Annotated in this window: 14 protein-coding genes; 8 read left to right on the plus strand and 6 right to left on the minus strand. The window is 39.5% G+C overall.

All coding sequences use genetic code 11. The annotated features are described in order from the left end of the window. Nucleotides 1-163 precede the first annotated feature (163 nt). The 4 genes from P20429_RS09135 to P20429_RS09120 all read right to left on the minus strand — a co-directional run bounded on the left by P20429_RS09135 (nt 164) and on the right by P20429_RS09120 (nt 6,219). Nucleotides 164-2,182, minus strand: a complete 2,019-nt coding sequence (locus P20429_RS09135; RefSeq protein WP_007583626.1) for a S9 family peptidase — start codon at nt 2,180-2,182, stop codon at nt 164-166. Nucleotides 2,183-2,334: 152 nt separating this feature from the next. Continuing rightward, nucleotides 2,335-3,069, minus strand: coding sequence for a 5-oxoprolinase subunit PxpA (locus P20429_RS09130; RefSeq protein ID WP_007583628.1), 735 nt, complete (start codon nt 3,067-3,069; stop codon nt 2,335-2,337). Nucleotide 3,070: 1 nt separating this feature from the next. Continuing rightward, on the minus strand, nt 3,071-4,882 hold the full coding sequence (locus tag P20429_RS09125) for a glycoside hydrolase family 3 protein (protein WP_007583630.1): 1,812 nt from the start codon (nt 4,880-4,882) through the stop codon (nt 3,071-3,073). 812 nt (nt 4,883-5,694) lie between these two features. Further along, nucleotides 5,695-6,219, minus strand: coding sequence for a hypothetical protein (locus P20429_RS09120; RefSeq protein WP_007583632.1), 525 nt, complete (start codon nt 6,217-6,219; stop codon nt 5,695-5,697). A gap of 149 nt (nt 6,220-6,368) precedes the next feature. On the opposite strand from P20429_RS09120, the gene P20429_RS09115 reads away from it, so the two are divergent. Both P20429_RS09115 and P20429_RS09110 read left to right on the plus strand, forming a co-directional pair. Then, nucleotides 6,369-10,391, plus strand: coding sequence for a rhombosortase-dependent M36 family metallopeptidase (locus P20429_RS09115; RefSeq protein ID WP_007583633.1), 4,023 nt, complete (start codon nt 6,369-6,371; stop codon nt 10,389-10,391). A gap of 452 nt (nt 10,392-10,843) precedes the next feature. Next, complete coding sequence (locus P20429_RS09110; RefSeq protein ID WP_007583635.1) at nt 10,844-12,367, plus strand: sensor domain-containing diguanylate cyclase; 1,524 nt, start codon at nt 10,844-10,846, stop codon at nt 12,365-12,367. Nucleotides 12,368-13,047: 680 nt separating this feature from the next. On the opposite strand, the gene P20429_RS09100 is transcribed toward P20429_RS09110, so the two are convergent. Then, nucleotides 13,048-15,129 (minus strand): TonB-dependent hemoglobin/transferrin/lactoferrin family receptor, encoded by a 2,082-nt coding sequence (locus P20429_RS09100; RefSeq protein WP_007583638.1) that lies wholly within the window; start codon nt 15,127-15,129, stop codon nt 13,048-13,050. Nucleotides 15,130-15,269: 140 nt separating this feature from the next. Here P20429_RS09100 and P20429_RS09095 point away from each other — a divergent pair, with 140 nt between their 5' ends. Genes P20429_RS09095 through azu form a run of 5 tightly spaced genes read left to right on the plus strand, consistent with a single transcriptional unit; the run spans nt 15,270 to nt 19,096 of the window. Further along, the gene (locus tag P20429_RS09095) at nt 15,270-16,079 is read left to right on the plus strand and encodes a hemin ABC transporter substrate-binding protein (protein ID WP_007583639.1); all 810 of its coding nucleotides are present in this window, start codon (nt 15,270-15,272) and stop codon (nt 16,077-16,079) included. Further along, on the plus strand, nt 16,076-17,128 hold the full coding sequence (locus P20429_RS09090) for an iron ABC transporter permease (RefSeq protein ID WP_007583641.1): 1,053 nt from the start codon (nt 16,076-16,078) through the stop codon (nt 17,126-17,128). Before P20429_RS09095 ends, P20429_RS09090 begins: the two co-directional genes overlap by 4 nt. Further along, complete coding sequence (locus P20429_RS09085; protein ID WP_007583643.1) at nt 17,125-17,913, plus strand: heme ABC transporter ATP-binding protein; 789 nt, start codon at nt 17,125-17,127, stop codon at nt 17,911-17,913. The genes P20429_RS09090 and P20429_RS09085 overlap by 4 nt, the downstream gene beginning before the upstream one ends. Next, on the plus strand, nt 17,910-18,650 hold the full coding sequence (locus P20429_RS09080) for a HugZ family protein (RefSeq protein WP_007583645.1): 741 nt from the start codon (nt 17,910-17,912) through the stop codon (nt 18,648-18,650). The genes P20429_RS09085 and P20429_RS09080 overlap by 4 nt, the downstream gene beginning before the upstream one ends. Next, complete coding sequence (azu, locus tag P20429_RS09075) at nt 18,647-19,096, plus strand: azurin (protein WP_007583647.1); 450 nt, start codon at nt 18,647-18,649, stop codon at nt 19,094-19,096. The genes P20429_RS09080 and azu overlap by 4 nt, the downstream gene beginning before the upstream one ends. Before the next feature lie 47 nt (nt 19,097-19,143). Here azu and P20429_RS09070 read toward each other — a convergent pair whose 3' ends face one another. Continuing rightward, nucleotides 19,144-20,076: a ChaN family lipoprotein gene (locus P20429_RS09070; protein ID WP_007583650.1), complete on the minus strand. Its 933-nt coding sequence runs from the start codon at nt 20,074-20,076 to the stop codon at nt 19,144-19,146. Between the two features lie 725 nt (nt 20,077-20,801). On the opposite strand from P20429_RS09070, the gene P20429_RS09060 reads away from it, so the two are divergent. Continuing rightward, on the plus strand, nt 20,802-21,182 hold the full coding sequence (locus tag P20429_RS09060) for a hypothetical protein (protein ID WP_007583654.1): 381 nt from the start codon (nt 20,802-20,804) through the stop codon (nt 21,180-21,182). Nucleotides 21,183-21,212: the final 30 nt, after the last annotated feature.

A 21,212-nucleotide genomic window follows, 5' to 3' on the forward strand; every position in this document is an offset into this window, starting at 1 on the left:
TGCTATAAACCGAAATTTTACTAACTGAAGTTTTAGCTAAGTCCGATATTTAACTGCCACAGAAGTGTAAAGGGGGTTTACAGTTTGAATACTAAGGCGGTAAATACAAAAGCCACTTATTTGAAGTGGCTTTTATTTGAGCTATAAATTTATTACCCAGAGTTTATTTAGTGTGTTTATCAAACCACCATTGAATATAAGCTACTTTAGTCATTAAGTTTGATGGGCGAGCTGTAATACCATGCGATGCATTAGGAATGCGCACCATTGCAGTATCAACGCCTTGTAGTTTTAATGCCTGATAAAACTGCTCAGTTTCTGATATTGGTGTACGGTAGTCAGATTCGCCAGTGAGCAACATAGTAGGAGTTTTAACGTTTCCAACATAACTAATAGGCGAGCGCTTCATGTAATGCTCGATGTGATCCCACGGTTTACCCGGAAACCAGTAATCAGCAAAAAACGGGTAAAAATCGGCAGTTAGTACAAAGCTGATCCAATTAATAACAGGCTTAGCAACTACAGCCGCAGCAAAGCGATCGGTATGACCTACAATCCAAGCTGTTAATACACCACCGCCAGAACCACCGGTTACAAACAATTTAGACTCGTCAATAAAGCCTTTCGCTATTAGCGCATCAACGCCAGTCATTAAGTCATCAAAATCGTTACTTGGATAATTATGATGAATAGTTTGTGCAAACTCTTTACCGTATGAATCACTGCCACGTGGGTTCATGTATAAAACCACATTTCCTTTGGCTGCAAACAGCTGAATTTCAGCGCTAAAGTGTGGACCGTAATTAGCTACTGGACCGCCATGTATTTCTAGTATTAGCGGATATTTTTTGCTGCTGTCAAATTCTGGTGGGTAAGCAATCCATCCTTGAATAGGTAACTCATCGTGACTTGATTTAATCCAAATTTCTTCCACTTTAGCCAAAGCTTTGTCGCCCAGTGCATCTGCATTAAGGGTAGTTAAACGCTGCGCTTTACCGCGTTTAATTGTTGCTATATCAGCAGGGCGCTGAGTATCGGCAAGGGTAAAGGCTACTTCGCCATCTTCGCTTACATCAAAGTCACCACCAGAATAAGGGCGACCAAGGGCAACACTGCCAATTTGAGTTGTTATTATTTTACGCTTGCCGCTGCGTGGTTGATAGGCGAGGGCGGTTTGACCTTTATCTGCATAGCTAAAGTATATGCCTTTTGAGTTTGCACTCCATTTTATTTGACCTACGCTTCTATCAAAATTTGGCGTTAAGCTAGTTGTGTTACCTGTTTTTAAATCACGAATATAAAGCTGAGCGTTTTCGTAGTTAGTGCGTTTATCATCGTAACCTGTGTACGCTAAGTAACGACCATCGGGCGATACTTTAGGCTGCTCGTCAGGTCCGTTTCGGTCAGTAACTTTAGTTATATTTTGTGTGGCTAACTCGAGTTGATAGATTTCACTGTTTGTGGGTTTTAGCTGGTTGTTTGTGTGCCTGTTTGCAGAAAAATAAAGCGACTTACCATCGTTACTAAAACTTACATCGCCTGCGTTATCAAATTCATCATGAGTGAGTTGTTTGGCATTACCACCGTTAGCATCTATGGAAAATAATTGGCTAAAACCTTTTTGCGTGTAACCGCCACCATCTGAACGATAATAAACATCATCGATGAATTTAGCGGGTTCTGCCCACGTTGCATCTTTTGGTTTGCCCGGTAAGCTCACTGGCGCTGAAGTAGCGCTTGGAACAAACATACTAAATATTAGCTGACTAGAATCAGGGCTCCATGTAACCGCACGTGGGCTATTAGTCAAATTACTAATTTTTGCCATAGCACCTGTTTTAAGCCATTTTATATATATTTGGCTGCTGCCATCGCGAGTTGATATAAACGCAAGGCGTTGACCATCAGGAGAGAGGACTGGCGAATAATCCATATGCAAGCCAGAGGTTAGCGGTTGCATTTGTTTGGTTTTGTAATCAACAGACCAAATATTACCAACTTTGTGATCTGTTTTTATATCCATGCGGTTACGCACAAAATAAACAGTTTTACCGTCTTCGGTTATATCTATTTGATTGGCATATTCTAAATTAAACACGTCTTGCAGTTGTAGTGTATTTGTTTCAGCGTAGGCTAAATTGCTACAGCCTAAAATGAGGCTAAGTGTTAAAAGCTTTTTCATTTTAATCCCTGTTGTTACTTTTTTAATTTGCTAAGTAGTTATATGTTAGGGATTATTAAATTAACAGTAGGATGCGATGAAGCTCTTATTTAACTCTATGAGTTAAAGCTGTAAAGGGGGTTTACAGCTTCTATTTGAAGTTGTGTAAAAGTTTAGTTAGCTGAGTTACAAAGGGCTTTTATATCTTTTATAAGCGCTATGCCATCAGCATTGTCGCCATGTACGCATAAGCTATCGGCGTTGAGCGTTAGTTTTTTTCCAGTTCGTGTTGTCACGCTGCCATCGGATAAAAGCTGAGTTACTTGTTTTAGTAATGCAGCTTTGTTGTGAACGCTACCCTCAAGTGTTCGTGACACTAAATGCCCGTCGTCGGTGTACTGCCTGTCGGCAAATGCCTCGAGTATTAGATCAACTCCTGAGCTTTTAGCTATTTGAATGTGCTTATTGGCATTTTTAGTCGCTAAGACCATTAGTTTCAAATCTATTGGGTAGCTAGCAATTGCATTTATAACGGTTTGTAATATTTGCTCATCAGCCATCATGTCGTTATAAAGTGCGCCATGCGGTTTAACATAGCTAAGTGTTAAACCTTGTACTTTTGCCATGCCCTCAATAGCGGCTATTTGATAATGCAGGCAATTTGTAAGCTCTTTTTCGCTAAGTACCATTGAGCGCCTACCAAAGCCTTGCTTATCTGGGTAGCTTGGGTGAGCACCAATTTGTACGTTATGTTGTTTGGCAAGAGTGAGCGTGCTTGCCATTACATCGGCATCGCCTGCATGGAACCCACACGCAATATTAGCCATATCAATATGTGGCATAACGTCATCGTCTAGCCCCATTTTCCACGCGCCAAAGCTTTCGCCTAAATCACAATTGAGTTTCATATTAGTGCGCCTTTTGCGGTTTTATTGTGACAGGTAATACGCCGTTAGCCGGTGCTTCTCCTAGTAACACTTTTGCAAGTGCGGTAAAAGCGGGACCAGACACAATATCGTTTTTATCTACATCAATATTATATGCGTAAGATGCAAGTACAGCATTTGCATAATTGCCAAATTTAGCAATGTCGTAAGGGGCTCTTAGGCTTATAAAAACAGTGCTTTTGTTTTCTTCTTTTGCCATATTTAATAATGACTCAAGTGCTTTTGGTTGCTCTGCATTATTAAGTGCAAAATTAGGATCGTCTTTTAAATCATCCATACCGCCAATTTCTACCGCACTTTGATTAGGTGTTGCATTGCCGGCTATAACTACATCAGCAGCGTGTATTTGTGTTTTAGCTTGTGCAGGATTAAACCCTTGTAGGCTGCTACAGCTATAGTTTAGTTTTTGCTGGCTGATAGCTTCAATCGCTTGCTGCATTGCCATACATTTACGCGTGTCGGGCATAATAATATGAACATTACTTCCTGCTTTTAAATTAAGCGGCAAAGTACTGTTATTATTTTTAACCTGCGTTATTGCCTCTACAGCAAGCTGGGCTTCTATTTCGCGATGTGCTGCACTGCCGATTGTTTGCTTTGCATTTATGAGCGCGGTAATAGGGTCAAAATTAGTGCTTAACCTAAATTTATTTTTAAGCGTAATTATACGCATCGCTGATTGTGCTATTTCTTGCTCATCAAGTTGGTTTGATTTAACCGCTGCAACAAGCTCTTTAATAAGGTCATGGAGCTTGTTTAAATCATCCGGTGTTCTAATTTCAACGGGCATTAGGGCAATGTCAGCCCCAGCCGCAAACGTATTTATTACCGCTTGAGTTGGTGTAAAGAAGTTACTAATGCCAGCCATATCAAGCGCATCAGTTACTACAACACCTTGATAATTAAGCTCACCACGTAAAATATCAGTAATGATTCCGCGCGACATTGTTGCCGGTTTTATCATCGTTTTGCCATTAACACTTATAAACGTTGTGCTATCGAGCGCTGGGTATTGAATATGCGCCGTCATTATCATGCCTGGGTTTTGCTTGGCGATAATGTGCTTAAACGGTGCTAAGTCTTGCTCGTATATAACTTCTTTTGCATGGTTTACTTTAGGCAAACCTGTATGGCTATCTACGTTTGTATCGCCGTGGCCCGGGAAGTGCTTTAACGAGGTAATAACACCGTTGTTCTCAAATCCTGCAACCTGTGCGGCGCCCAATTTACTCACTAATGCTGGGTTTTCACCAAACGAGCGTACGTTAATAACAGGGTTATCGGGGTTCATGTTTACATCAACCGTGGGCGCGTAGTTTACATTAATACCTAGCGAGTTTAGTTCTTTAGCTATAACAGTTGCTGTTTTTGTCGCAAAGCTCGTACCGTGTTTTTTGTAGGTTGCGCCAATCGACATATTACCGGTAAATGATGTAGCAACATCGCGTGGTAACCGTGCTACACGTCCGCCTTCTTGATCTATAGATATAAATAGAGGCAGCTTACTACTGGATTTACTTGCAGCTGTTTGCAATTGGCTATTAAGCGTAATGGTTTGTTCTATTGATTGGGTATTTTCAGAAAATAAAATAACTCCACCAATATCGTATTTAGCAATAGCGGTAGCAAGCTCATTAGGTAACTCGGTCATTGGAGTTCGGCATTTATTACTTGCTCCTTGCTGGCAAAAGTAGCGAAAGTCGAGTATTAACTTTTGCCCAAGTTGTTGTTCAAGAGAAAGTACGGGTTTAGCAAACGAGGATTGTAATGGCATTAAACACCCAGATAAAAAAACGATAGACGGTACAATACACTTATTTAGCAAAACACACTCCAAGGCTAAAAAGTAGATAAATGTATGCAGCTTAACTACTTTTTAAAGCAACTGCAAAATAAGGTTTTCTTTACAAAAACCATTAACGTATTGTAAAAATTGAAGATAAATTATAGTTTTGAACTTAGTGAAAAGTTATATTTTTTTCTGGCTTTATTGATATTAGATAATAAATTTTTAATAGGGTGTAATTGCAGGCTTTATGCTCAATTATAGGTGCAAGTATTGAATGCCTCATACTTAGGATGGCATTCATTTTCGAAAGAATTATTAATAGCCTTAATCTTCGATTTCTTATTTTTCATTTAACGATTACAGCCTTTATTAGTACTTTAGTAAGTCGCTTTTATTCTACCTACCAAGCACAAAAGGAGCAGTTAAAAACGTACACTAAAAATAACTATGCCTGCGCTAATAAACTAGCATCAACAACTTATACTCTTTAGAATCAGCAATGCAATAACCTGCCTATTCAACTAAAAATCATCTTGAAAAGACAATATTGTGGCGCGTTTAGGTAGAGAAGAGTTTGTATTTTTTACCTAATAACAGCAAAGTGCGCGCAAACATAGCAGAGCGATTGCGTCAAGCCGTTGAGTCTATAAATACGTAAACTATTGGATTTATAATAACTCCTATTGGCATTGCAACTTGGTCTGAGCATAGTAACGAAATAGACCAAGTTTACAAATGTGCTGACAAAGTACTTTACCATGTTAATAATATGGTAGTGATAAGTGCATTGTTGCTGATTAAAAATGTGTTTCGATAGGTGAGTAATCAATTGCAACTTCTACATTGCTCACTGAGCTATAGTTGTTTAGATCTTTAGATAATCCTGCAATATCAACATCCTTTTCAACAAGTAATGTGTAATTGTGAGCTGTCGACTTAACTAACTCATAATTATTTTTTAACTCATCAGGCAAAGAATCGGTATTTAATGTAATGGTAAGAGTACCTGTTACTACACCTTTTTGCTTTAAGTTCTGATTATAAATAACGTCGCCTTTAAATAACTGCTCAGAGTTAAAAATAAGCTTATCACCAGATGAATTTATGCTTTTAGATGCTTTTTTCATAATACCTTGACTGCTTTCTTTTTTAGGGAAAATAGTGTCAGTTTTCTGGTTCTTAGATGGTTCTTTTATAATGATTTCTGCTGTTTTAGGTAGCGCCTGAGAGTTGTTAACCTCTGTTTTTTCACTGTTATTACATGCAGATAGTAATAATGCTGCAATTATTGGCACTGAACTTGTAAAAATTATTTTTTGCATTCGTTTACCTTTGTTTACTTTTCTCTAAATTTAAAGCTATTCAGCTTCATTCAAGTATGTATATTAACAACTTAACTATGCGTTTACATAAAATAATCAATTAAAAAACATTAAGTGTTTTAATATAATAAATACAAACAGGTGGATACATGTCTCAATTTAAATTAACAACTATTGCCATAGTTGTAGCATCAACATTAGCAGCAGGTGAGCTAACCGCCGCTGAACAAACTCGATTTTATGATGTAAGTGCTACAAATGCAGTTACTCAGGGTACTTCTTTAGCTGCTGTTCAGCAGAGAACCTTAGCCGAACGCGCCACTGTATCGGGTCAAAAATCTATTTACGATGCACAAATGGGTAAAGCAACATTTTTATGGCAAGCAATAGGTCAGCGTAAGCCTGACATGGCTTTAATCGCAGCTGATAACCGTAATCAATATGCTGCTGACTTTTATATTGAAACTTTAACAGGTATTAGTAATCGTAAAACAACAGCATCTTCTGCTGTTATGGTTGATTTATCAGAGCAAAAACGTGGTTCTATTAGTGCTAAATATAAACAACAAGTAAACGGTGTAGAAGTTTTTAACCGCGAATACAACTTGTTAATGGATAAAGAGTACAACCTAGTAGCAAGCTCGGGTTATTTTGCTGATACGTCGTCATCTAAAAATAAACTTGCTGCATTAACGGGTTTTGTAAGCTCTGAGCAAAGTATAAAAAAAGCATTTAGTGAATTAGCAAATATTGATGTCTCACTTCGTAAAATTGGTAATGAAGGTGGATATGCAAAATATGAGGCTAAATCATTAGATGACTCTAAGATTGTTTTAGGTACACCACGCGCAAAAGAAGTGTTTTTTGAAGTTGCAGGCGAGCTTAAATCTGCTTACTACATTGAAGTAGAAGTAGCAGAAGTTGGCTCTTTAGAAAGTGACTACTTTAGTTATGTAGTGGATTCGAATAACAGCAAAGTATATTTTGCGAAAGATTTGAAATCTCATGCAGCTGACTTTAATTACCGTGTTTACGCTAACCAAGATGGCTACCCAATGGAAAGCCCGCACGGTGACGTAATTCCTGCAGATGGCCCAGGGCAAGTAGACGAGACTGAGATTTTAGACGCGCCAATGGTATCTCTATCTTACTACAGTAAACTAAGCACAATGGACCCATGGTTAGCTGATGATGCAACGACAACATCAGGTAATAACGTATTTGCTTACGCAGATGTGGTTGCACCTCAAGACTTTAGTGAAGGTGACTTTACCGCTGAAACAACAGCAGACTTCACATTTGACTACCCTTATAAAGTAGATGAAGTTGCAAATAGCTACGCAAACCGTAAAGCGGCTATTGTTAACTTGTTTTATATGAATAACTTTTTACATGATTTTTTCTATGATCATGGTTTTGATGAAACGTCAAATGTAGCTCAAGTATCTAACTTTGGTCGTGGCGGCGTAGAAGGTGACCCGATTGAAGCACAGGCTCAAGATAACTCAGGTCGTAATAACGCAAATATGTCTACGCCAGCTGATGGTGCTAGCCCACGTATGCAAATGTACTTGTACAACAGTAAAGATGCCGTTGTTGGTGTAGATTTTGGTATTACTGTAACTTCACATGACTCTTTAGGCCTTTTAGCTTCAACAAAAGAATCTGGCTTTGGTAAATACCAATTCAGTGATGTGGCTGCAGAAGTTGTTCGTTTAGATGATGGAAATACAGTAGATTCAACAAGTGTGAATGATGGTTGTGAGCCTGCTATAAATGCAGCTGAACTAGCGGGTAAAATTGCAATTGTAGACCGTGGCTCATGCTCATTTACAATTAAAGTAAAAAATGCACAAGATGCAGGTGCAATAGCAACTATCGTTGTTAATAATGACCCAGATACGGCAGAACCGGCACCAATGGGCGGTGAAGACGATACTGTAACTATTCCAAATATGGGTTTAAATTACGCTGATGGTCATGCAATGTATGACCTAATTGATGCTCGTGAAGTTGTTACTGTAAACATGTTTACCAAAGCAACATTAAAAGATGGTACGTTTGATAATGGTATTATTGCTCATGAATGGGGTCACTACATTAGTAACCGCTTAGTCGGTAATTCATCAGGCCTTATTAACTTCCAAGGCCGCGCAATGGGCGAAGGCTGGGGCGATTTCCACTCATTAATGTTTATCGCTAAAGAAAGCGATATAAATATCACAGGTAACGATAAGTTCCAAAAAGCATATGGTAGCGGCACATTTGTAGAAGACTTCTACTTCGGTATTCGTCGTCTTCCTTATTCAACTGATACAGATGTAAATGCATTATCGTTCCGACATATTACTGAAAATGCTGGTGCTGATATTGGTATTTCACCAACAAGCGTGGCTTCTCCTCATGCTGCCGGCGAAATTTGGGCAACTGTATTATGGGAAAACTACGTAACGCTTATTAACGAGCATGGCTTTAATGAAGCACAAACTCGAATGGCAGATTACTTAGTTGCAGGTTACAAATTAACACCTATAGCACCAACCTACACTGAAGCACGTGATGCTATTTTAGCTGCTGCCTATGCAGTAGACCCTGCTGATTACAAGTTAATGGTAGGCGCATTTGCTAAACGTGGTATGGGTCTTGGCGCAGTATCGCCAGATCGTTTCAGTGAAGACCTTACTGGTGTAGTTGAATCAGATAAAACACAGCTTTCTAGCTATGCTTTTGCAAGTGCTGACTTAAACAACATGTACAATGGTACAGAGCTTGGTTTTTGTACTAACGACAATATTTTAGATAAAGGCGAAACGAGTACGGTTAGCGTAACAATTACTAACCGTGGTAGTGAAGTACTTAGTGGTACAACAGCACAGCTGACTGTTATAAGCGATCACGATGTAACATTTGAAAATGATGGCCTACTTACTTTTGGTGAAGTTCAACCGTACGAAGCAATAACAAGTAACGATATTAAAGTTACTTTGAACGAAGCGGGTACAGCTGAAACACTAGAAATTGAAGTCACATTCCCTGAAATTGAAACGGATGATGATATCGTTGAAGCGCTTGATCAAACACTTACGTTTGAAGTAAATATGGGCTTTAAATCAGAAACGCCTGTTGGAGCTGTAGTTTCAGATGATATGGAAGTAGCAAGTTCATCACTATTAGATTTAAAAGAAAACGTAATGTTTGGTGGTGATTTAGCTGCTGGCACTCAAGTAATGGATAATAGTAGTAATATTGCATTCTTTGAACAAGGTGGCTTTGGGCTAGGCACACAAGCAATGCGCCTTGTAAATAATGGCTTCCAATCGGATGTAGCAGTAGAGAGCAAGTCATTCGAAGTCGGTTACTCTGGCGACTTTGAAATTTCATTCTGGCATTTCTATAGTATCGAGGAAAACTGGGATGGTGGTGTTGTAGAAGTTAGTGTTAATGGTGGTGACTGGGTTGATGCTACTGAAATTGGCGGCACATTTGATGTTGGCTATGACGCTGTTCTAATCGAAAACGATTCTCAAGAGCTTCAAGAACGTGAAACATACACAGGTAATAACGTACAAGATAGTGGCGCGTATGGTAATTATGAAACTATCAACTTTGGTGATGCTCTAAACGGCAACTTAGTAAAAGTACGTTTTAGAATTTCATCAGATGGCGCAGTAAGTGATTTAGGTTGGTGGATTGATAACCTAACTATGTCTAACGTTTTATCTCCTGTATTTTCAGAACTTGTAGCGGGTGATTCACTAGCATGTGATAACGCAGCTCCACTTGTTTTAGTCGAAAGCGCTTCAGCGGAAATCACTGAATCTGCTACAGGAACAATTACAGCAACAGCGTCAGATCGCAATGGTCAAACACTAACTTATGCTTGGACTCAGGTTAGCGGTAGTGATGCTACGCTCACTGGTACTGATACAGCAACTTTGAGCTTCACACCTGCAGCTATTACTGCAGATGAAGAGCTTGTTTTTGAAGTTGCCGTAAGTGATGGTGTAACAACTGTGACTCAACAAAGTACTGTAATGGTAAAAAATGAAGCGGTAGCAACAGTGCCTGTAACAGAAGCAAAATCTAGCGGTGGTGGTAGTTTTGGCTTTATAGCTTTATTACTTACTCCATTAGTATGGTTTAATAGACGTCGTAAAAACGTTAGTAAATAAGTTTAAATAATATCCCGTCGTCTCTAAACACATGACGGCTTTAATGAAAGGCCAGTAGCTTTTGCTTCTGGCCTTTTTTATAAACTTAGTGTGATGTTTTTAGTCCTGACCTCATATTAACTTTTTGATGGCCATACACTTTGACTTATCTATTAGTCATATTGCCTTTTTATACGACATCAACAACTTAAAGCTTAATAAACAACCTCGGTGCGTTCACTTAGTTGGCTAGAGTTTTACTGATTAAAGGATAAAAAATGGCAATGCTGGAATATATTATTTATCACGCCATACCCTAACGCATAGTCGCTAAATTGAACAAACCAACTTAATTAAAAACACTTAAACGGGTATAATACTTAACTTCGTATAATACGCGCTGAATTTTAGTGCTTTGGGATGCAGCTTTGCTATATAAATTACTACCCGCTTTAAATTTAAGATTTCTTATATTGCTACTCGCATTCTCTGCAGCACTGAGCACATTGGTAGGGAGTTTTTATTCTACCTATCAGGTTCAAAAAGAGCAGTTAACATCATATACGCTAAAAAGTAATTTAGCCTATGCACAAAAATTAGCCTCCGCAACTGATAACTTTTTAAAATCTGCGCTTCAGCAGCTTGAATACTCAGCTAAAATTATTGAGCAATCACCAAGTAACTCCAAATTATTAAACGATGAAGCCATTCGTTTAAATCATCAAACGGATAGCTTTAACTCTGTTGTTATTAATTTGCATGGCGTAGTTGCAGCCACGTCGCCTCACTTTGAAAGTTTAATAGGCCAACAAATACAGTCTCCAGGAGCAATAGAAGCACTAAAAGAAAAACGCCCATTAATTAGTGAGCCTTATTTATCGGCAGCTGATAATTTAATTGTTTTTATATCGCACCCTTTGTTTGATTTTGAAGGTAAGTATTTAGGTTATATTGGTGGCTCTCTTTATTTAAAAGAGAAAAATATTTTAAATGAGCTTTTAGAACAACATTACTACAAAGGTGGTTCGTACCTTTATGTTGTTAGCTCAAATAAACGCATTTTATATCACCCAGAACCTGCCAGAATCGGCAACGTTATTGCTAACAATGCTGTGATTGACGCTGTTATAGATGGCGAAATAGGCACTTCAACGGTTATTAATAGCTTAAATAAGCCGATGCTCGCAGGCTACGCACCCATTACTTTATCTAAATGGGGAATAGTGGCGCAAAGACCATTAGAATCAACGCTCTCTTCGCTAGATACATTAACTATTGAAGTCATTGAACAAACAATACCTATGGCATTAGTCACATTCATTTTTATTGGTTTATTTGCACATTTTATAGCAAGGCCTCTAAAGCGATTAGCCGATAACGCAAATACACTCGATGATCCAAAAAGCTTAGAAAAACTTAAAAGCGTGAAGTCGTGGTATTTTGAAAGTCAAAAACTGAAGTTAGCGATGTTAAGAGAGGTTACTTTATTACAAGCACAAATAGGTGTGCTACGCCATGACTCACAAACAGATCCCTTAACAGATACGCACAACAGAAGAAGCTTAAACGGCCTACTTAACCAGCTTATGCTAAAGCAAACCCCATTCGCTATATTAGAAATTGATATCGACTTTTTTAAACGTGTTAACGATACTTTTGGACATGATAAAGGCGACGAAACTTTAGTCTCGCTAACAAATATAATTAAAAAACTATCAAGAAGAGACGACATAGTATCAAGAATCGGCGGTGAAGAATTTGTTCTTGTGCTACCAAATGAAAACAGCCAAAGTGCCTATAAAATAGCAGAGCGTTTACGTAAAACAGTAGAATCGACAGAAATAAACACCATTGGAACAATCACTATTTCTATAGGTATTGCAACCTGGCCTGAGCATAGTACTGATATTGCCCAAGTATATAAATGTGCCGATAAGGCGCTATACCATGCTAAAGAGCATGGTCGTAACCGGTGCGTAGTGGCCGATATTAGCTAAGCGCAGCTTTGTTAAGTAATACTCTGTATTACCTTAAATTGATAAGCAGAGTGCATGAGTTTATTAAGCCAGCCATCTGCTTTTGATGGCTTGTAAATCATTACTATGCCTTTGCTATAGTGACTGTTAACCCCCTTTACAGTTATTTTTGTAAGCCCTAAATCGTCAATCACAAAATTTGGTAAATACGCTAATGCCAAAGCAGTTTTACTACCAAACTAACCTTTTAAAATCCGTTATATGTTGAAAAGCTAACGACAAATAAAACACAAAAAATGCATTTTCATTAGTAAAACTAACGCAGCAACAAGGCTTGGTAATTCATAAAATACAAAGTAAACCAAGCTATGACTCGTTAAGATTAGTGCCGCTTACTCAGGGGGAGTATAACGGGGAATTAGAGTGCGACAGCGCAATAAATACAACGCTTGCAAGTAAGCTAACGGCATGTTTTAAAAACGCCCCAGCTATTTAGAAAACCAAGACTTTACGATTAATTAATTTATAAATAACGACGATTTTGGCTTTAAAAGTGCTGTTTATATAAAGTGTTAATGGGCATTAAGTATGTAGAAGTGTACCTGAATATACTCACCATTAAGTAATTTGACTTGAGTAAATATGTGGCAGGCAAACGCTGCATACCCATGCAGCGTTTATTGCCATTTGTTTAGCCCTAATTAAAACTGATAGCTTACCCTTGCTGAAAAGTTACGCCCAGGTTGGGTGTATTGGCTAAAATCAGCACTTTGCGATTGACCTGCAATTAACTCAAAAGGTACATATTCTTTATCGAGCAAGTTAAGTACACCTACATTTAGCTGCCACGCTTGCCATTCGTAGTTTGCGTATAAATCAACAACGCCGTAGCCATGCCCTTGCGTAGTTTTATCATCGTTTGCATCAAGTACTACATCCGATTGCGATTTAGCTAAACGCAACGCAGCGGTCCAGTTAATATTACCCAGCTCTGTACTTAACAATATTGAGCCATTTAACGGGCTAATACTGGTAAGTGGCTGATCGGTTTCTTTGTTTTCACCATCAACGTAGGCCACGTTTGCCTCAAGTAGTATATTTTCAGCGACATACATGGCAATTCCTGCTTCTACACCGCTTATTTGTGTTTCGCTAATATTTTGATATTGATACAAAGTTTTGTTTACGCCAGGAATATACGTTGGCTCAACACCCACCACTGCGGTTTCTATAAAATCATCGAATGCTGCATAAAAAGCACTTAAGTTTACGCTAATATCGCTGCTGGCGTATCTTAGTCCAAGCTCAAACGAATTACTGCTTTCAGGGTCTAAATCGGCGTTTGGTAATATTTGATAAAACGGCTCAACGCCGTGGCTTTGATAGGCTTGGTCGTGTGGTGGTATTTTAAAGCCTCGTACGTATTGCCCGTACAACGATAAGTTATCATCCACTTGGTATATAACACCTAGCTTAGGCGAAAAGGCAGATTCGGTAATATTATCAAGCTGTGCATCGGCGTATAACTCATCACTTTTAGCCTCTAGGGTGTAGTAATCGTATCGCACACCTGCAATAACCGACCATGCGCTGTTATTAAACGAAATACTGTCTTGCACATAAGCGCCAATTAAAGAGGTATCAGCTCCGGGAAATGCTTTTTGTTTTTGATCGGTAAAATCAACGGTGCCATCGGCTAAAATACGTGTTTTAAAACGAGGGCGGGTGGTGTCGTATAAGTCGATATCAACTCCATATACCACTTCATGATCGGTGGTTTCTCCTTTAAGCCCTTTATTAAATACTGCTTTTAAACCTAAAATATTTTGCTCAAAGCGATAGTCGTTATAATCGGTGTAGGTGCTTGCGCCACTAATTGCATCGCTTTGTTGCTCGTAACTACTATAAGACACTTGCCCGTACCATTTATCAAACGCAGCTGTAGCTACCTCTGAATGGTAATCTAGCGCCAGTGACCAACTCGTGTCGTCTTCCTCGGTTTCTTGAACGGCAGGAGTAATTACTTGCTCAGTCGTTTGATTAAAATAATCAAGGGTGTATTTAAGTGTGCGTTTTTCATCAAGCTGTTGTTCAAATTTAACTAATAAAGCGTCCGACTTTGCATCATAACCGGGTAAGTTTTCGTCGTAGTTTTGTACTTCTTCGCTGTCGCGATGGCTATAAACTGCGCTTACTGCAAAGTCGCCTAAGTCTTTTGCACCGGTAATATCAGCAGCAATTTGGTTACTTTGACCTTGATACCCCAGTGCCATTTTTACATAGCTGCTGTTATCTTTTAGATAATCGCTTGGATCTTTAGTGGTTATAACCACAATGCCACCGAGTGCGTCAGAGCCATATAAAGACGATGCAGCACCTTTGGCTACTTCTACTTGTTTTACGCCTGCTACATCAAAGTAATTGCGGCCAACTAAATAGCCCCCTCCGTCTGCATAACCATCGTTGGTGCGTCGGCCATCTTTTATAAATACAACACGGTTACCACCAACACCACGTACAGTAAGTGTTTGCGCGCCTGCACCACTGCCTGTGGTTGCAATGCTTGAATCGTATTTAAACATGGTTTGTAAATCTACAGCTAGCTGGCGCTCTATATCTTGCTCGGTAATAACCGTTACTGAGCCTGTTACATCTTTAAGCTTTTGTTCAAAGCGCGAGCCACTCACAACAATATGATCGTCAATTATGTTTTCGGCAAATGCAGTGCCCGATCCGAGTAATAAGGTTGCTATAGCAGTAAATTTAAATGCAGAGGGCTTCATTTTAACTCCAAATGATAATAGTTATTATTTATGGTGAGGATGTTACAACTAAGTCAAATTAAGATCAATTAATTATGATAATCATTTTCATTTAGATTTAACTAGTTATAATAGCCAAAAAATAAAAGCCGGAGTTTGTAATGAAATACCTATTTATATTGTTTGCTTTAGTCGCTCAACCTGCACTTGCACAGGAGCGCGTTATTAGTGCTGGCGGCACCCTTACAGAAATAATTTATGCACTGGGCAAACAAAGTACCCTTGTAGCAGTTGATCAATCTAGTATGTACCCGCAGCAAGCTACGCAATTACCACAAGTGGGTTATTACCGCGATTTAGCGGCAGAAGGCGTACTTTCTATGCGCCCAACCACCTTATTAGCGCTTGAAGGCGCAGGGCGAAGCCAAGCACTTAAACAAATTGAGGCAACAGGGGTTAAGCTAATTCATTATAAAAAGCCCACCTCAGTTAATGAGCTACTTGATCTAATTAAACGCCTTGGTACCGACTTAAACGCCAAGCAAAAAGCGCAATCACTTATTACGCACATTACAAACTCATTACCTGAAAAAGCAAAACAACAAACGCACAGTGCACTATTTTTACTCTCAGCTAATGAGCGCGGGCTTGTTGCCGCAGGGCAAGAAACCGTCCCTAATTTATTATTTAGCTATGCGGGCATTACTAATATAGGCGCTACACATTCAGGCTTTAAAGTAATTAATACCGAAGTACTTGCTGTAAATCAGCCTGACTTTTTAGTTGCGCCAAAGCATGTTGTACAAAGCATTGGCGGCAAGCAGGCTTTTTGTAAGCAACCGAACCTACGCTTATTAAAAGCTGCGCAAAGCTGTAACTTACTTGTTATGGATAGCCTGCTTTCGCTTGGCATGTCGCCACGTATTGCCACAGCAATTAATGAGCTTAACGAGTATAAAACCCGCTTATGAACACCCTAACATTGAGCCGCTTTGTGCCTATAACACTTAGCCAAACTCATAAATGGATGCTATTAGCCTCTGTTTGTATTTTTGCTTTGGCGCTACTAAGCATTGGGTACGGCCCTGCAGGATGGGATTGGCGTTTAGCTATTGCTTGGCTTGCGCCCGAGTACTTTAATCAGTTTGATGCACTGCAAATAAATGTCGTAATGCAAATACGTTTGCCGCGTTTTGTGCTTGCTGTATTAGTAGGGTTGGTACTTGCCCAAACAGGGGCGGCAACCCAAGCGTTGTGCCGTAACCCGCTGGCAGATCCATCTATTATTGGCATTAGTGCAGGTGCGGCAATGGTTGCAGTGGCGTTTATTGCACTTAGCGCGCAGTTTAATTTTAACGCTCAGTTGTATTTACCTTATGCGTCGTTTTTAGGGGCGCTTGGTGTTACCTCGTTGGTATATTTTATTGCCAAGCAGCAGGGGCAAATTAATATCACCACACTTATATTGGTAGGAGTCGCTATTAACGCGTTAGCATTCGCTGTTATTGGGCTACTGAGTTTTTTTGCCGACGATAGCGCACTACGATTAATAAATTATTGGACCATGGGCTCATTAGGCGGAGCAAGCTGGAGCACGATTATTCAAGCTGCGCCGTTACTGTTTATCAGCCTAATTGGCCTGTGGCGGTTAAAAAACCCCATGAACTTACTCCTTATTGGCGAGTCACAAGCTCAGTACCTAGGAGTAGACACTAATAAGCTTAAATTGTATGTCATTATACTCGTTGCATTAGGGGTAGGTGCGGTTGTAGCGCTTACCGGTTTAATAGGGTTTGTTGGCTTGGTAGTCCCGCATATTGCCCGCTTAATGGTGGGGCCGCATTTACGTAATATGCTGCCCCTTTGTATGCTAATTGGCGTAGTGGTATTGCTACTTTCTGACTGGCTAGCACGCATTGTGATCATGCCATCAGAGCTACCCATTGGCATTATTACTGCGTTATTGGGTGCGCCATTGTTTATTTATTTAATAGTGAAAAATAAGCGAGGTTGGTCATGATCACGTTTAACAATCTAAGCGTTGGCTTTGATAATCATAGCATTTTAAACGCTATTAATGGCAGCGCTAAACAAGGGCAACTTGTAGCACTACTTGGTGAAAATGGCGCAGGTAAATCTACCTTGTTGCATACCTTAGCAGGTATGCACTCCTTTACAGGCAGTGTACTTTTTAATGCCAAGCCGCTGGCTGCTCACGCTAAAAAACGCCTTGCAACACAACGCGCAGTCATGATGCAAGCTAACCACGTAGGGTTTGATTTTACTGTATTTGAGCTTATTGCAATGGGTCGCTATCCGTATGTAGAGTCATTAAAAATGCAAAGCGAAAAAGTACATAAATACGCCGCTATTATGGATTTAAACCAGTATTTAACTCGCCGCGTAAGTGCGCTTTCGGGCGGAGAGCAACAGCGTGTTCATATGGCGCGTACTTTAGCGCAACTCGATGCCTTTACACAATCGGCCGAGCCAAAACTAATGCTGCTCGACGAGCCTACATCAGCACTTGATATGCGCCACCAACATGCTTTGCTCAGCTGCGTTAAAACCTTTGTAGAGCAGGGCAACAGCGCCATTACTGCAATACACGATCTAAATTTAGCCAGCCTTTATGCAACCGATGCTATTTTACTGCACAACAAAAAAGTGTTGCAAAGTGGGCCTATAAACACCGTATTAACAGAACAAAACTTACAACAAATGTACGCCATGAAACTGCATGTAAACCCTCATCCTTATAACGATGCACCCATGGTTTTTTCTCAACGTCAGGAGTTTTTATGAGAGAGCAAGCATTAAACGATGCACGCACCTTGGTTTACAAAACCAATGCGGGTGTCATGTCGACTATTTCGAATAATTTACGCGGCTACCCGTTTGGCTCAGTAACCCCCTATATGTGCGACGAACAAGGCCGTATTTACTTTTTTATTAGCGATATAGCCCAGCACACTAAAAATCTAAAGCACGACTCTCGTATGAGCCTAACTGTGTTTGATGCCACCGACAGTGGCGATCAAAACGAGCACGGCCGCGTAACGCTCGTAGGTGATGGCTCTGTTGTGCCAAGTGAGCAAGCACACACTTTACTTGATAACTATATTGCCCTATGCCCCGAAGCTGCTAGCTATCGCAATGCGCACGACTTTCAATTATGGCAATTAGACGTAATTCGTGTGCGTTACATTGGTGGCTTTGGCAAAATATTTTGGCTTGAGCAAAACGAATGGCAGGATGAGGCAAAAAACTGGGATGAAAACCAGCAGCAAAGCATGATAAGTCATATGAACGACGACCATCAAGATGCTATGTCACTCATATTAATGCAGCACTACAGCGTAGCTGATAACACCCCAATAATGAGCGGCTTATTACCCACTGGTTTTTATATACAAAGCCAAAAGCGTAATTACTTTATTAACTTTAAAACCCAGTGCAACAGCCCGTTAGAGGTTCGTAAAGCGCTGGTTGCGCTAACCAATCAAGCACGCAATAACCTAACAGCAGAGGAAACAGTATGAAAAAATTAACACTCTTACTAAGCACTGCACTACTACTTAGTGCCAATGCGGCATATGCAGACGAATGTACACTCAGCCTAGATGCAAACGATATGATGCAGTTTTCAACTAAAACATTAAGCGCCCCTAAAAGCTGTAAAAAAGTAACCGTAAAGCTTAGCCATGTGGGTAAATTACCTGCCAATGTAATGGGTCATAACTGGGTGCTTGCTAGCGAGCAAAACATGCAAGCTATAATAACCGATGGCAACGCAGCAGGGCTTAGCAACCACTACTTAAAGCCTAACGATACTCGTGTGCTTGCAGCTACAGACATTATTGGCGGTGGTAAATCAACGCAAGTTACCTTTAACACAAGCGCTTTAACCGCCGGGACTAATTACACGTACTTTTGCTCTTTCCCTGGACATTACGCCATGATGAAAGGCACATTTACGCTTAACTAAATATCAAAGGTGTATTGCACTAACACAGTGTAATACACCCAACTTTATTATTGGCAATACGTTTGCTCGCCTCGTTTAGCTAAAGCTTTAAAAGCGGCTTGCTGATGTTCTTTTTGTACATAACGGGGTGGCAAAGGGTTAACTTGCAACTGATACCCTGTTTGGTTAGCTTGCACACTTGTAACCGGCGATACCCACACAACATTTAGCTCTGGCGCTAAACGCTTAATAACGCGCGCTATACCTTCGCCATTTTTCACATGAAAATCGCCCGCTATATGCATTACCTGCGCATCTTTATGATTATTTAAATAGTTAACGATAGACTCCCCCATGGTTTCATCCCAGGTAACTTGCGCAGCATAATAATTTTCGTTTTGACTGGGCGTGCCATGGTGCATTGAGGTCATAAAACGTTGTTTATAATCACTGGAGGATGTATCAATAGCGGCTGCAATATAGCTCTGCTGTGTTTCATCAAGTTTACTTAGGTAACTTATGCCTTGCCTGCCAATACAGGTAACTATATTTTTAGGGGCATTTGCAGCTATTACATCGCTATTGTTCGTTTTTGCCAGCTCTACCAGCGCACGGTAATCACTTTTGTAGTTAGGCCACGCTTGGGTGTTATCAATTAAGTATTGCTCACCAATTTCACTCTTAACGTACTGGTTTAAAGTATGCTGATCGGCGCGGCTAAATTGCTCAAGCGACAGGGCTGAGCGTTTATTACTTTTGCTTAATTGCTCAAATAACTCAGTCTGAAATAAATGCACGCCCGGATGTGTATGCAATTCACCCACTAAAACCACATCGGCATTTAATAACTTGGGCTCTAATAATACAGAGCTAACAGGCTTTGCCTGTGCATTATAAAGTGCTGAGTAATAAAGCGATGAGCTTTTATCAGGCTCCGTAGCTGTTGTACTACAACCACTCAAACCCGTAACTAACGCCAGAGTTAACATAGACTTTTTCATACACACCTTTAAAACACTTTAATGCAAATAATTATCAATATCATATACTTGTAATACCTATTAAGCCAGCCAAACTGCTGCTTACTTACATAATCAAGGAAATGAGCGAAACGCGCATTTATATGCCTTAACTTTGCTTGTAAATATTAAATAGCTTTTGATAGCAATGCCTTAGGTAATTTGTTAAAACTGTATAAAGTAGAAACATGAGCGTGACATCGGTAGAAGTATGCGCGATTCGCGGCCTATAAAATTGTTAGATGTTAAATGGAGTTCTATGAAGCATCCACTTTTTAGTGAAAACATGGAAGATGGTTTTAGCCTATTCTTACTAAAATTTTCAGAATCAAGAAGCTGTCTCTTATTTGGTACCTCAGCTCTTTTGTTATTTATATTTGCAAGTCAAAACACCAGTTTTATGAGTTTCCTTAATGAACACTGGTTTGGTAACATTCTTCAGATTTTATGTGTAATTGGAGCTTTATTAAGTTGGTTTTCAGCACAAGCACATTCATATAAAAATGGACACTTTAAACTAGTAGCTTCCATATTCTTACTTTGGCCCATTAGCTATATACACTTGTTTTATATACAGTTAACTAAAAAACCTAACGTAAATATCAAATGAAAAAATTATAGTTGGCTGTTTTTTGTTCCTAAAACCATTTTGGTCAACTATATTTTTCCGCTTATGTAAGCGTTAGGCACTGGAGAAGGTTTAATAGATGGAACCAAATTATTCAGAATATTCTATTACTGAATTGCAAGAAGCTATCACGTCTATTGATAGGGCTTTGTACCCTGAACGCTTTGAGCTATTAAAAGCCGAACTATTAAATAGAGACGAGGAAGAGCATGATGCTTCTCAATTAGTAAGTCTTTCATCAAAGGACTTACTTATTAAGCTCAGCAATGCATTTTTTGTAATTCCGTTGATGATCTATATAGGAATAGATGCACTTAATAGCGGTGAAATACTCCTTAAAGGAGGAGCTATATCAAAAAATGAAAACTTTATATTATTTACATTAAGCGTAATATTTTGTTTTTTAATCTCAGCGGTACTGACATGTAGCCTGTTTGTGGATAAGAGCAAAAGTTCCTGACAAATACATTATGTCGTTCATAAATTCACT

It is taken from the genome of Pseudoalteromonas sp. BSi20429 (genome assembly GCF_000238895.1).
Taxonomy (GTDB): Bacteria; Pseudomonadota; Gammaproteobacteria; order Enterobacterales; family Alteromonadaceae; genus Pseudoalteromonas; species Pseudoalteromonas arctica.

Excerpts from the sequence above, each read along its gene's own strand:
- P20429_RS09090 (WP_007583641.1), top strand. The coding sequence starts at position 16,076 with ATGAACACCCTAACATTGAGCCGCTTTGTGCCTATAACACTTAGCCAA.
- P20429_RS09095 (WP_007583639.1), top strand. The coding sequence starts at position 15,270 with ATGAAATACCTATTTATATTGTTTGCTTTAGTCGCTCAACCTGCACTT.
- P20429_RS09100 (WP_007583638.1), bottom strand. The coding sequence starts at position 15,129 with ATGAAGCCCTCTGCATTTAAATTTACTGCTATAGCAACCTTATTACTC.
- P20429_RS09135 (WP_007583626.1), bottom strand. The coding sequence starts at position 2,182 with ATGAAAAAGCTTTTAACACTTAGCCTCATTTTAGGCTGTAGCAATTTA.
- P20429_RS09120 (WP_007583632.1), bottom strand. The coding sequence starts at position 6,219 with ATGCAAAAAATAATTTTTACAAGTTCAGTGCCAATAATTGCAGCATTA.
- P20429_RS09085 (WP_007583643.1), top strand. The coding sequence starts at position 17,125 with ATGATCACGTTTAACAATCTAAGCGTTGGCTTTGATAATCATAGCATT.
- azu (WP_007583647.1), top strand. The coding sequence starts at position 18,647 with ATGAAAAAATTAACACTCTTACTAAGCACTGCACTACTACTTAGTGCC.
- P20429_RS09125 (WP_007583630.1), bottom strand. The coding sequence starts at position 4,882 with ATGCCATTACAATCCTCGTTTGCTAAACCCGTACTTTCTCTTGAACAA.
- P20429_RS09060 (WP_007583654.1), top strand. The coding sequence starts at position 20,802 with ATGGAACCAAATTATTCAGAATATTCTATTACTGAATTGCAAGAAGCT.
- P20429_RS09115 (WP_007583633.1), top strand. The coding sequence starts at position 6,369 with ATGTCTCAATTTAAATTAACAACTATTGCCATAGTTGTAGCATCAACA.
- P20429_RS09130 (WP_007583628.1), bottom strand. The coding sequence starts at position 3,069 with ATGAAACTCAATTGTGATTTAGGCGAAAGCTTTGGCGCGTGGAAAATG.
- P20429_RS09070 (WP_007583650.1), bottom strand. The coding sequence starts at position 20,076 with ATGAAAAAGTCTATGTTAACTCTGGCGTTAGTTACGGGTTTGAGTGGT.
- P20429_RS09080 (WP_007583645.1), top strand. The coding sequence starts at position 17,910 with ATGAGAGAGCAAGCATTAAACGATGCACGCACCTTGGTTTACAAAACC.